Raw genomic sequence first — 12,149 nt, forward strand, 5'->3', positions numbered from 1 at the left:
GGTACGATTTTATATCGTAACCCGCCGCTGATGTTTAATTCAAGACTAAGGCACATTAATTGCTACAAAGCCATCGTAGGGTGGGTGCAACCCGCGAGCGATGCTTAAAAATACGCTGTTTTCACCCGCCCTACGCGATATTTACTTTGCTGCTGCGCCCGATAAATACAACCATGTTTCCACTACGGTGTCTGGGTTCAGAGAAATCGTTTCGATTCCTTCTTCTACCAGCCACTGCGCGAAATCTGGGTGATCCGATGGGCCCTGGCCGCAAATACCCACGTATTTATTGGCTTTACGACACGCTTTGATTGCCATCGACAACATGGCTTTTACTGCATCATCACGTTCATCAAACGAAGCAGAAACCGGGCCGCCTGAATCACGATCAATCCCCAGTGTTAGCTGAGTCATATCGTTAGAGCCAATCGAGAAGCCGTCAAAGAAGTTGAGGAAACGATCTGCAAGCACCGCATTAGCAGGAATTTCGCACATCATGATCACACGCAGGCCGTTTTCGCCGCGTTTCAGGCCATTGCGCTCCAGCAATTCGATCACGCATTCGGCTTCTTTCAGGGTACGCACAAAGGGAATCATCACTTCCACATTGATCAAACCCATCACATCGCGCACTTTTTTCACTGCGCGGCATTCTAGCTCGAAGCAATCACGGAAGCTCTTGTCCACATAACGCGCTGCACCACGGAAACCGATCATTGGGTTTTCTTCGTGCGGCTCGTATTCTGTACCACCGATCAAATTGGCGTATTCATTCGACTTAAAGTCAGACAAACGCACAATGACTTTCTTTGGCCAGTACGCGGCAGCCAAGGTAGAAATCCCTTCGGCCAGCTTATCCACGTAGAAATCAACGGCAGTGCGATAGCCAGCGATACGCTCTTCAACTTGCGCTTTCAGCTCAGGCTGTAAGTGCGGATAAGCCAGCAGCGCTTTCGGGTGCACGCCAATCATACGGTTAATGATGAATTCTAAACGCGCCAAACCCACGCCTTCATTCGGCAATTGGCAGAATTCAAAGGCCAGCTCCGGATTGCCGACGTTCATCATGATTTTGACTGGCGATTCAGGCATATGGCCGAGCGAGGTATCCATACGCTCAAATTTCAAAATGCCTTCGTATACATTACCGGTATCGCCTTCAGCGCAAGACACGGTAACCAGATCGCCCTCTTTTAAGACGCGTGTTGCATCGCCACAACCCACCACCGCAGGAATGCCCAGCTCACGCGCGATAATCGCAGCGTGGCAAGTACGTCCACCACGATTAGTGACGATGGCAGAAGCACGCTTCATGACCGGCTCCCAATCTGGATCAGTCATATCAGAAACCAGCACATCGCCCGCTTCAACACGATCCATTTCAGATACATCTCGAATCACGCGCACACGGCCCTGGCCAATTTTTTGCCCAACCGAGCGGCCTTCGGCTAAAACTTTACCGGTTTCCAGCATGCGGAATTTAGTCAGCTTATCGGCATTGCTTTCTTGCGATTTCACCGTTTCTGGACGAGCTTGCAAGATGTACAACTTGCCATCAATCCCATCGCGGCCCCATTCCACATCCATCGCACGGCCATAATGCTCTTCGATCGTCAGCGCGTAGCCTGCTAATTCTTCTACTTCTGCATCGCTGATCGAAAACTTACGACGCTCGCTTAACTCAACATCAACTGTTTTAACGGATTTACCTGCTACCGCTTCAAGATCGAATTCCATCTTGATGGCTTTGCCGCCTAAATGGCGACGCACAATCGCTGGGCGACCGGCGCGCAGCGTTGGCTTATGCACGTAAAACTCATCAGGATTAACCGCGCCTTGCACCACGGTTTCACCGAGGCCATAAGATGCCGTTACAAACACCACTTGATCGAAACCGGTTTCGGTGTCGATGGTAAACAACACACCAGCAGCGCCCACATCAGAGCGCACCATGCGCTGAATACCCGCAGACAAGGCAACCAGTTTATGATCAAAGCCTTTGTGTACGCGGTAGGAAATAGCGCGGTCGTTATACAGCGATGCAAAGACTTCTTTCATCGCCACTAAGACATTTTCAAAGCCACGAATATTCAAGAATGTTTCTTGCTGACCGGCAAAAGACGCATCCGGTAAATCTTCGGCAGTAGCAGAAGATCGCACAGCAACGGTTACATCGTCGCCAAGCAGTTTATAATGCTCGCTAATCTCAGCTTCCAGCTGTGCAGGAAACGGCGTTTCCAAAATCCAGGTACGGATTTGCTTACCCACGATGGCGAGTGCGCGGACATCATCCACATCCAAAGTATTCATAATCGCATCGATGCGATCTGCAAGACCTTGGTGAGCTAGAAATTGTCGGTATGCTGCTGCGGTAGTCGCAAAACCACCGGGAACACGAACGCCTTTTTCTGTAAGCTGAGAGATCATCTCACCGAGCGAGGCGTTTTTACCGCCTACCTGTTCTACATCGTGCATACGCAGATGGGCGAAATCGATCACATAGCGTTCGGACATGGTACGGGCCTTATTGAAATGTTGCGTTGCGATAAACTGAGTGCATTTTAGGCTGAGAGCGCGCTGAGAAAACTCAGGATAAACCATTACAGGAAAATCCATTACGTGCAAACAGGCGGAATTATTCCCCACTTAGCACTAAAAACGTGCATAGCGACACATTTCTTGCATTTTTAGGCGAAAAGCTTACCATCCAAGGAAAAAGCGCGTGAAACGCCGTAAAATCGAGCTTTTCCGCAGTAAAAACAAGCCTTTCTGAACGGCTTGCCCAACGCCAAATGGCAAGCTTGTGCACATATATTTGGAGATTTACGATGCGTCGAACGGCTTTTTTTGTCTCCGATCGAACTGGTATTACTGCCGAAATGCTCGGCCACTCCCTGCTTACGCAATTTGAAGATGTCACATTCCATCGCGTCACACTTCCTTACGTAGATACGCCAGAAAAAGCAGTGGAAGTCGCCCTAGAAATCCGCAAGCACTCAGTGATAGATGGCTGCAGACCGCTGGTTTTCAGTACTGTGGTCGACCCCATCATCCGAAAACTAACGCATGTGCCTGAAGCATTAGTGATCGATTTTTTTGAGATGTTTATCGGCCCACTCGAAGCAGAACTAGGACAAGATTCATCGCATACCGTTGGTAAATCACATGCCATCGTTAATTTTGAAGAATATAAAAATCGGATTGATGCGGTTAATTTCACACTCAATCACGATGATGGCGTGATGCCACGGGATTTATCCGAGGCAGATTTAATTTTAGTTGGCGTTTCACGATCAGGAAAAACACCAACCTGCCTCTATCTGGCGCTGCAATTTGGAATTAAAGCGGCCAACTACCCGCTTACACCTGAAGATTTTGGCAATCACACCATGCCCAAATTACTACTTCCCTACCGGAATAAATTATTTGGCTTAACGATTGAAGCAGACCGGCTTACCGAAATCCGCGAAGAAAGAAAACCCGACAGCAAGTACTCGTCGGTCGAAAACTGCCGCTTCGAAATCGCCGAAGCCGAGGCTCTGATGCGCCATGTGGGCGTGCCCTATCTCAACACCACTCGCATGTCGATTGAAGAACTCGCCACCACCATCATGCATCGCACAGGATTGGTGCGGCGGACATATTGATCAATGTAAACAACACTCCACACACCGTGATGCACTGCACTACTAGGTAAAGGACGCTTTTTCCTGCCCCGCACACGGCCATATAGCAAACGGCGCACTGTGCTCGTCGAGCGACTAAAATCATCCACGCCGAGCTTCGAGTGCGCCCTGCGCAATAACAGCGGGTCTAAAACAAAGCTGTGGATATGAAGCGTCAAGTTACAGCCGTAGATCATTCATTTGCGCTTACGCTATAACACAGCTTCCTTGGCGTAGCACTACACGGTAAACTCACCCCCTTCACAGATCAATGCTTACTCGGCTTACGCGCATGACAAATCCTGCTACTGATTTAGACAGCATTTTTGAATTTAAGAGCAGCAGCATTAAACTACTGTCTTTCGTCCCAGCCACGCTTGATCCTGGCCGATTAGAAGCTGCACTATTTGAAAAACTAGGCGGCCGTGAGCACTTTTTAGCGGGTGAACAACTCATTATCGATTTTAGTAGCCTGCCCGAGCTGCCTTCTGCGCTTGAGGTCGGCACTTTAATACGACTTTTACAACAGTTCAGCCTCTTACCCGTTGCTGTGCATGGCGGCAATAGCGATCAAAAGCTGGCCGCTGCGGCCGCTGGCCTTGTAGTACTACAAGACGACTCGCTCTCTGCTCCGCTTCCTGTAACCAGTAAAGCAGCGCCACCTCCTCCCGCCCTAGTGATCACCCGTCCTGTACGCACTGGCCAGCAAGTTTATGCCAAAGGCGGTGATTTAATTGTGCTGGCACTTGTGTCTGCAGGGGCCGAAGTGATTGCCGATGGCAACATTCACGTCTATGCCCCCCTGCGAGGCCGTGCACTGGCAGGCGCAAAAGGCGATAATCAAGCCAGAATTTTTACCACATGCATGGAAGCGGAGTTGGTTTCTATTGCGGGCATATACCGCTCATTACAAGAAGACCTGCCTGATTCGATACGAACCAAGCCGGCACAAATCTATCTAGATCAAGAAAAAATCGTGATCGAAGCCTTAAACGAAACTAACTAAATAAAGCACTCAGGGGATTTACAGTGGCAAAAATCATCGTTATCACATCCGGCAAGGGAGGCGTGGGTAAAACCACCACCAGCGCAAGCTTCGCCTCTGGCCTTGCTTTGCGTGGCTTTAAAACCGCCGTTATTGATTTTGATGTGGGCCTGCGCAATCTCGATTTAATTATGGGCTGCGAGCGACGCGTTGTTTACGATTTTGTAAACGTCATCAAAGGTGAAGCAACGCTTAATCAGGCGCTCATTAAAGACAAAAACTGTGACAATCTTTATATTCTGCCTGCCTCGCAAACCCGCGATAAGGACGAATTATCCAAAGAAGGCGTAGAAAAAGTTCTTAAAGAGCTTGAGCACACCGGCTTTGATTACATTATTTGCGACAGCCCGGCGGGCATTGAAACCGGCGCATTTATGGCTTTGTATTTTGCCGAAGAAGCGATTGTTGTTACCAATCCTGAAGTTTCATCCGTACGCGATTCTGATCGCATCATCGGCATTCTGGATGCTAAGTCCAAACGCGCCGAAGATGGTGGCACGGTAAAAACACATCTTTTAATTACCCGCTATAGCCCTAAGCGCGTTGATTCTGGCGAAATGTTATCGCTAGACGATGTGCAGCATTTATTGCGAATTAAATTGATCGGCGTAGTTCCAGAATCCGAAAGCGTCTTGCAAGCGTCTAACTCGGGCAGCCCAGCCATTCACCTGGCAGGCAGCGATGTTTCTGAGGCTTACAAAGATGTGGTCGCCCGTTTCTTGGGTGAAGAGCGTCCATTACGTTTTATTGAAACACCCAAGGCACCGTTCTGGAAACGGTTATTCGGGGGTTAATGCATGTCTATTCTTAGCTATTTCTTCGGTGAAAAGAAAAAAACGGCATCGGTAGCGCGCGAGCGCTTGCAAATTATTCTGGCGCATGAAAGAAACGGTAGAAATACCCCAGACTACCTGCCCCAGTTGCAAAAAGAACTGATTGCCGTCATCTCTAAATACGTAGCAATTAATCCGGAAGACATCATCGTTCAACTGGATCGCAAAGATGATTTTGAAGTTTTAGAAGTGAACATTGTGCTGCCTGAAACCAATAAGCGCTAAAGCACAAGTATTACTATTATAAAGAACACCCCGAAGAGAGGCTGGCGTTGCTCACCCTCTCTTCGTTATTTTGAGGCCAAACACCTATGTCTATTGTGATTAAAAACGCGGACGATATCGCAAAAATGCGCATCGCCGGTAAGCTTGCCAGCGAAGTCCTCGATTACATTACGCCTTTTGTACAAGTGGGCGTCACCACGGCAGAGATCGATCGCCTTTGCCACGAATATATGCGCGATGTGCAAGGCACCATCCCTGCGCCGCTCAACTACTGCCCACCTGGCTACACACCTTACCCAAAAGCCATTTGCACCTCAGTAAACCAAGTGGTTTGTCACGGCATTCCTGCTGATAAGCCACTCAAAAGCGGCGACTGCGTCAATCTGGATATCACCGTCATTAAAGATGGCTACCACGGCGACAATAGCCGTATGTATCTGGTAGGCGATGTTTCTGCACCTGCGCGCCGCTTGGCAAAAGTCACTTACAACGCCATGTGGCTCGGTATTGATCAAGTAAAACCCGGTGCTCGCTTTGGTGATATCGGTGCAGCAATTCAAAAATACGCCGAAGGCGCAGGCTACTCGGTTGTGCGTGAATTCTGTGGCCACGGCATCGGCACTAAATTTCACGAAGATCCACAAGTCCTGCACTACGGCAAAGCCGGCACTGGTCCGGAAATAAAAGAAGGCATGATCTTTACCATTGAGCCGATGATTAACGCAGGTAAGCGCGAAATCAAAGGCATGAGCGATGGCTGGACCATCGTCACCAAAGATCGCAGCCTGTCTGCACAATGGGAACATACGATTTTAGTGACCGAAACCGGTTATGAAATCTTGACCCAATCAGCAGGAACACCTGCTCGCCCGGATAGCTACGCCATTTAAAAGAGCGGTAGGGTGGACAAGCTTTTTTGCCCACCCTACCGCTACCTCATGATTCTTAGGGCGAGTGTTTACCCGCCAATTTGTAGCACGTCATAACGGCGGGCAAGCACCCGCCCTACAATTCTGGAACAAAACCGTGCTTCTTCTTACTGCACCCTGGCTGATTGGCCTGCTTGTGATTGTGTTTTCTATTGGCGTGGCGCTGTGTTTTGTTGGCCTGATGGTGTCTTTAATGACTGCACTGGGCAATAAAAACTGGTTTTGGGCGGCAGGGATGTTGGCCGTTTTTCCGCTTGCTGCAGTTTACTGCCTGCGCCGCTGGCAAATTGCCGCATGGCCAGGAAAAATGCTGTTCTCCGGCATGGGGCTACTCATCCCGCCGATCGCTTATTTTTTGCTGATGATTAAATAAGCCATTGCCCGAGCAACAACAAACTCACGGAAATAAACGCCCCTGCCGAGGGAAAGGCACGCCACTCACCTGAGGCGCGCACTTATATTGATTTGGCACAGGGATACACTCGTATCGCTGCCTCTGTTGTATCTCTAAATAATCCTGCTCTCTTTTTGCCCGATCAGCGCGGGCCTCTTCTTCCTGCTTGGCTTTTTCCAAAGCCTCTGCAAACGCACTCTTTGTCAGTTTCGAGCGTAACTCTTCGCTCTCTTGTAATTCCCTTTCCTTTTGGCTAGGCAAAATGTCAGCGTTTCTTTCCGCACGCAGAAGCTTAAACATGCGGCGGTCAATCACAACATCTCCCCGCCGATCACTCCCTCGCTGCTGGCCTAATGCCAGCGGAGTAGCCAGCTCAAGCTCATGGTGCGTGGCAAGCTCAGAGCCGAGCACATCATCAGCAGCAAAGCTTAACTGACTAAAACCCAAAACAAGCAAACCCGCCAAGCAAGCACCGCAAGTATTCTTTTCAAACGAAATAAACAAACCCTAGCCCCTATATTAAATAGAATCACGCCATATTAGATAAGCCAGCCGCCTCACCAAACTGCATTCCTAGGTAAAACAAGCGATGGCTGTGCAAATTACGCTTTTATTATGACACTCCCCCTCCTCCCCTCAAACGAGAACAATTACCAACTAGGGGGCATTATTGCGATATCAACAAACAAACAAGCAACAAAGCATCGGATGATTAAACCTTGTTAGCCCTTGTTAGCCACGAATAAATGCTGACAGCATTCACTCGCATTGATACACTGGCCTTACAAAGATATAACTAATCAGGTGGCCGCATGTACAGCATCAGGCATAGTGAAAAACAAGATATAGAACAGATTCGCCAACTGTATGCCGAGCCAAGCAACTACTCCGCCACACTGCAAGGCCCCTATCCATCGGCAGAACTTTGGGAGGCACGGCTAAACCAAAACAGCGCGGGCGCAATTAGCCTAGTTGCCGTATCGGGCGAAGAAATTCTCGGACAACTGGGTTTATATATTGAACAAAACCCACGCCGCAAACATGTGGCCGCAATTGGCATGGGCGTTAAAACCAACGCACGCAGGCAAGGCGTGGGCGATGCTTTAATGCTGGCCGCAATTGAAATTGCAGAGCAATGGCAGGCGATTAGTCGAATCGAGCTTTCCGTGTACATCGATAACCTAGCCGCCCTCGCCCTCTATGAAAAACACGGCTTTATCAAAGAAGGCCTGTGCAAAAACTATGCTTTTAAAAACGGCCAGTTTGTTGATGTTTATATGATGGCCAGATGTAAAACCGCTTAAATCCCCCTTCCACAAAGGTAAGCCAGAATGAAGCCAGCGCCCTTTACACTCTATGCAGATTCGCTGTTCACCAGCCCCTATGCGATGTCGGTCTTTGTTTCTTTACTCGAAAAAGACCTGCCTTTTGAAGTCAAAACACTCGACTTAGATGCGGGCGAGCAGCAGCAACAGGCATTCCGCCAGCAATCGCTCACCAGCCGTGTGCCTACGCTTGTGCAAGGGGATTTTTTTCTATCAGAATCATCGGCTATCAGCGAATACCTAGAAGAGCTGTTCCCAGCCCCAGAATATGTAGCGCTCTACCCAACGGAGCTGCAACAACGCGCCAAAGCAAGGCAAATCCAGGCGTGGCTACGGAGCGATCTGCTGGATTTGCGTATTGAGCGCTCAACCAATGTGGTGTTTTTTGCGCCCAGTGATCAGGCCCTATCAAGCAAAGGCCAAGCCGCCGCAGATAAGTTGATTGCCGCAGCTGATTTACTAATTAAGGAAGATCAAGCCAATCTATTTGAGCAATGGTGCATTGCCGACACCGATCTTGCGCTAATGCTTAATCGCCTGATTAAAAATGGCGACCCTGTGCCTACCAAGCTCGTGAACTACGCCAACGCACAATGGCAAAGAGCATCTGTGCAGCAGTGGCTAAAGCAGAAAGGCTGATTAAGCATGCAGCGCATCTGGCTGAATGAGCAAATCATCAGCCAGTGCCTGCAATTTTTCAAAATCCAGATACTGCAAAGCCTTTGCAATTTGCAGGCTAAACTGAGCATGTTGTGCGGAAAGCAGTGCTATTTTTTCAGCCCAGTTTTCTATTTCAGTGACCTGCCCACTGGCAATAAACAACTGTAATTGTTGTATATCATCATGCGGCAAAGCCGGACCAAGGGGTTTGGGCACCGGTAGCGTATAAACCGCAGCAGCATGTTGCAAGCGCAGGCAGAAATAAAAACGGCTCCCCAGCTGCACGGCGCTCTCCACCTTCAGCTCGCCCCCCATACTTTTAACCATTTGCGAAGCAATCGCCAATCCTAGCCCATGCCCTTCCTTGGATTCGCTCTCTTGAGCTCGCTCAAAAGGAAGAAAAACCCGGGCATGATCAGACTGATTCATCCCGACCCCGGTATCTTCTACCGCCACTTGAAGCTTGGATTGATCTGCGGAGCCAGTCTGCCACTCCAGCGTCAGTGAAATCACGCCATAGCGGGTAAATTTTGCAGAATTAGAAAGTAAGTTCTGTAATACCTGACGTAAATGCTTCCAGTCCGCATAAAGCCACTCGGGAGCCTCGCCCTTTTGCAAATAAATAAACCGATTTTGATACTGCGTGGCCAGTAGCTCAGCCTGCCCCTGAATATCATCGATAAAATCCTGAAAACACCCGGCACTTAATTGCACATGATGCTCAACCATTTCACCACGGGCATACTTTAACAATTCATCAATTAACTCTAATTGCTGACCAGCACTACGCTCAACCACCATAGAAAAATCATCAAAAGGCGCCCCTCGCCGCATGCGTTTTGCGTAGGCAATCATGGTAGAGAGTGGCGCTCTTAAATCATGGCCGATATAAGCCAGTAATTTGGTTTTTAATTGATTGGCTGACTGCGCGTCTTTAACTGCCGCTTTTAGCTCTGCAGTCCGGCTCTCCACTGCTTTTTCCAGCAAGGACTGCTGAGAATTTAAAGTATCAATTAAAGTTTTCTGGGCCGTTTCTTTTTCCTGTCTCGCCAGCATCACCCGATCCATAATCGCCAGCAAAAAAGAAAGCATAGAGAAAACAATCACAAACAACATAAAATGCTCGCCCAACACCTGCCCGCTGGATAACACTCCGAATAAATCCAGTGCCCTTAAAATATTCCCCACCATCAAAATAAACAGGCCTCCCGCAAAGTAGCGCATCGCGCTTGCTCCCTTGCGTATGACCTGTAAAAAAATGGCTAATAGTAATGGCACTGTAATTAAAATCAGCAACAAACCCATCATCGTGCCACGCTGATAATTGATGCACTGGGATATAAAAATAGCCAATAGATTCCAAGCCAGCATCAGCTTGATGACTTTATCGCCCCAAGGCAAAAACACAGGCAAATTAAGAAAGTGCCGCACAAACAATAAAAAAAACAAAGCGCAAATCTGGCCAAAAAAAGATAAAGAATGAACCGACCAGATGGTGCTTTCAGGCCAAAAATATAAAGCCCCATATCCACGCATGCACGCTTCATTCAATACAAAGAAAAAAACCGCCAAACCATGATAAAGAAATGAATGATCCCGCATCAAAATAAATAAGAGCACGCAATAAAGCCCAACAATTCCAAACGCCCCCAGCAAGACGCCTGCCCATAACGACTCTGTCACTTCATTTTCTCTAAACGAAACAGGATCATAAACTGCAGGCGCTATGGACATCGCCGTTTTGCTTTGTACCCTCAACAAAACAGCGACCCCTGTTTGGGCGGGTAGTTGCAAAGAAAAAACAGCATGCCTGGCTTTTACCGGATGCAACGATAAAGGTGTATCCAGCCCCGCACTCGCCCTACTTTGCCAGCGCCCATTTTGCTGCATATAAAGCGTGACGGATTGTAAGCGAGGCGCGCCCATATCAAGCCAACGCAATTGAGGCTGATCGGAAGGATTAGGCACAATAAGCTTTAACCAGAAAACCGAATTGGAATAGCCCAGATTATGGTGGCCGCTCATCAAAGGTGCGGCTTTTATACTGGCGCTGATTTGATCAGCAGAAAGAGACTGCGTGTCTTCAATCAGCTGATACGAAACAGTGCGATCAGCAGGCCTAGCGTCCTGGCTGGCGTATAAAAAAGATGAAAGAAAAAACAACCACAAAAACCTCACTCAAAGCCCACCGCTGCAGTTTGCCTGAACGCCGAGGGCGTCATACTGAAACGCTCTTTAAATGCCGTCGTAAAATTACAGGCATTTTGAAAACCGGATTGCTCAGCAATATCAATCACGCTCATTTGAGTTTTAGCCAGCAATTGCTGAGCGCTTAATAATTTTTGCTCGCGCATATATGCAAAAACAGTCATCCCTAATTGGGTTTTAAATAGCTTACTCAGCTTTTTTTCATGCGTACCAATCTGGCGGGCGAGTTCTGCCAAAGCAGGCGGCTGATAAAGCTGCTCGGTGATTATTTGTATTGCCGCAGCAAGCAAAACCTCATCCTGATTTAAAGGCTGGCCCTCACACGCAGGGCGCTCTTTTTGTAAGCGGCGCGCAGACAGCGACAGATGCACGGCTACTCGTGCGATGACTTCCTCGGCGACAAAAGGCTTACAAATAAAATCAACCGCACCAGTTGTAAAACCATGCAGGCGATCATTGATTGCATTTGCAGCAGATAAAAACAACACCGGAATATGCATCAACTGCCGATTAGCCTTCAATAAACGACATGTTGCATAGCCATCCACCTTCGGCATATGCACATCCATCAAAATTAAATCTGGCGGATTAGCCTGCGCCCGCTGATAGCCCTGCTGCCCGTCAAAAGCCACGCTAATCCGATAATTCTGGCTGCGCAAAGCATCCAGCAGCAGGCGTAATTCATCGACCGAATCATCAACAATCAGGATATGGGGCTTATCTGATACGGCGTTTGGGGCAGTTTGACCATCAGGCAAATGGCGCATAAGTCAGGCGTGAAAATGACAAAGGCGCAATCATAAACAGCTATACGATGGAAGCATAAATAAAAATTTTCCACATTGAATACGCCCCGCTAATGAGC

General features: G+C 48.5%; 12 protein-coding genes. 8 read left to right on the plus strand and 4 right to left on the minus strand.

The window, feature by feature from the left end:
• Nucleotides 1-141: 141 nt before the first annotated feature.
• Nucleotides 142-2,514, minus strand: coding sequence for a phosphoenolpyruvate synthase (gene ppsA, locus ACFQNF_RS16290; RefSeq protein ID WP_380188989.1), 2,373 nt, complete (start codon nt 2,512-2,514; stop codon nt 142-144).
• Between the two features lie 314 nt (nt 2,515-2,828).
• Between ppsA and ppsR the strand changes: the two genes are divergently transcribed.
• The 6 genes from ppsR (at nt 2,829) to ACFQNF_RS16320 (ending at nt 7,070) form a co-directional block, all read left to right on the plus strand.
• Nucleotides 2,829-3,647, plus strand: coding sequence for a posphoenolpyruvate synthetase regulatory kinase/phosphorylase PpsR (ppsR, locus tag ACFQNF_RS16295; RefSeq protein WP_046352908.1), 819 nt, complete (start codon nt 2,829-2,831; stop codon nt 3,645-3,647).
• A gap of 310 nt (nt 3,648-3,957) precedes the next feature.
• Nucleotides 3,958-4,671, plus strand: coding sequence for a septum site-determining protein MinC (minC, locus tag ACFQNF_RS16300; RefSeq protein WP_380188990.1), 714 nt, complete (start codon nt 3,958-3,960; stop codon nt 4,669-4,671).
• A gap of 23 nt (nt 4,672-4,694) precedes the next feature.
• Nucleotides 4,695-5,504 (plus strand): septum site-determining protein MinD, encoded by an 810-nt coding sequence (gene minD, locus ACFQNF_RS16305; RefSeq protein ID WP_046352906.1) that lies wholly within the window; start codon nt 4,695-4,697, stop codon nt 5,502-5,504.
• Nucleotides 5,505-5,507: 3 nt separating this feature from the next.
• Nucleotides 5,508-5,768: a cell division topological specificity factor MinE gene (gene minE, locus ACFQNF_RS16310; protein WP_046352905.1), complete on the plus strand. Its 261-nt coding sequence runs from the start codon at nt 5,508-5,510 to the stop codon at nt 5,766-5,768.
• Between the two features lie 86 nt (nt 5,769-5,854).
• A complete protein-coding gene (gene map / locus ACFQNF_RS16315; protein ID WP_380188991.1) occupies nt 5,855-6,658 on the plus strand; it encodes a type I methionyl aminopeptidase in 804 nt (267 codons plus the stop codon).
• Nucleotides 6,659-6,794: 136 nt separating this feature from the next.
• Nucleotides 6,795-7,070, plus strand: a complete 276-nt coding sequence (locus ACFQNF_RS16320; protein WP_380188992.1) for a hypothetical protein — start codon at nt 6,795-6,797, stop codon at nt 7,068-7,070.
• 24 nt (nt 7,071-7,094) lie between these two features.
• Here ACFQNF_RS16320 and ACFQNF_RS16325 read toward each other — a convergent pair whose 3' ends face one another.
• Nucleotides 7,095-7,595 carry a hypothetical protein gene (locus ACFQNF_RS16325; protein ID WP_380188993.1) on the minus strand — a complete coding sequence of 167 codons (501 nt, stop codon included), beginning with the start codon at nt 7,593-7,595 and terminating at the stop codon, nt 7,095-7,097.
• Nucleotides 7,596-7,903: 308 nt separating this feature from the next.
• On the opposite strand from ACFQNF_RS16325, the gene ACFQNF_RS16330 reads away from it, so the two are divergent.
• Both ACFQNF_RS16330 and yfcF read left to right on the plus strand, forming a co-directional pair.
• The gene (locus ACFQNF_RS16330; protein WP_380188994.1) at nt 7,904-8,395 is read left to right on the plus strand and encodes a GNAT family N-acetyltransferase; all 492 of its coding nucleotides are present in this window, start codon (nt 7,904-7,906) and stop codon (nt 8,393-8,395) included.
• A gap of 27 nt (nt 8,396-8,422) precedes the next feature.
• The gene (gene yfcF / locus ACFQNF_RS16335; protein ID WP_380188995.1) at nt 8,423-9,055 is read left to right on the plus strand and encodes a glutathione transferase; all 633 of its coding nucleotides are present in this window, start codon (nt 8,423-8,425) and stop codon (nt 9,053-9,055) included.
• On the opposite strand, the gene ACFQNF_RS16340 is transcribed toward yfcF, so the two are convergent.
• Together ACFQNF_RS16340 and ACFQNF_RS16345 are read right to left on the minus strand one after the other, a co-directional pair.
• Nucleotides 9,056-11,239 carry a sensor histidine kinase gene (locus ACFQNF_RS16340; protein WP_380188996.1) on the minus strand — a complete coding sequence of 728 codons (2,184 nt, stop codon included), beginning with the start codon at nt 11,237-11,239 and terminating at the stop codon, nt 9,056-9,058.
• 11 nt (nt 11,240-11,250) lie between these two features.
• The gene (locus tag ACFQNF_RS16345) at nt 11,251-12,051 is read right to left on the minus strand and encodes a response regulator transcription factor (RefSeq protein WP_380188997.1); all 801 of its coding nucleotides are present in this window, start codon (nt 12,049-12,051) and stop codon (nt 11,251-11,253) included.
• Between the last annotated feature and the right edge of the window lie 98 nt (nt 12,052-12,149).

This window comes from Iodobacter arcticus, assembly GCF_042664895.1.
Lineage (GTDB): Bacteria > Pseudomonadota > Gammaproteobacteria > Burkholderiales > Chitinibacteraceae > Iodobacter > Iodobacter arcticus.

Coding starts and splice junctions, on each gene's coding strand:
- ppsA (WP_380188989.1), bottom strand. CDS start 2,514: ATGTCCGAACGCTATGTGATCGATTTCGCCCATCTGCGTATGCACGAT.
- ppsR (WP_046352908.1), top strand. CDS start 2,829: ATGCGTCGAACGGCTTTTTTTGTCTCCGATCGAACTGGTATTACTGCC.
- minC (WP_380188990.1), top strand. CDS start 3,958: ATGACAAATCCTGCTACTGATTTAGACAGCATTTTTGAATTTAAGAGC.
- minE (WP_046352905.1), top strand. CDS start 5,508: ATGTCTATTCTTAGCTATTTCTTCGGTGAAAAGAAAAAAACGGCATCG.
- map (WP_380188991.1), top strand. CDS start 5,855: ATGTCTATTGTGATTAAAAACGCGGACGATATCGCAAAAATGCGCATC.
- ACFQNF_RS16330 (WP_380188994.1), top strand. CDS start 7,904: ATGTACAGCATCAGGCATAGTGAAAAACAAGATATAGAACAGATTCGC.
- yfcF (WP_380188995.1), top strand. CDS start 8,423: ATGAAGCCAGCGCCCTTTACACTCTATGCAGATTCGCTGTTCACCAGC.
- ACFQNF_RS16345 (WP_380188997.1), bottom strand. CDS start 12,051: ATGCGCCATTTGCCTGATGGTCAAACTGCCCCAAACGCCGTATCAGAT.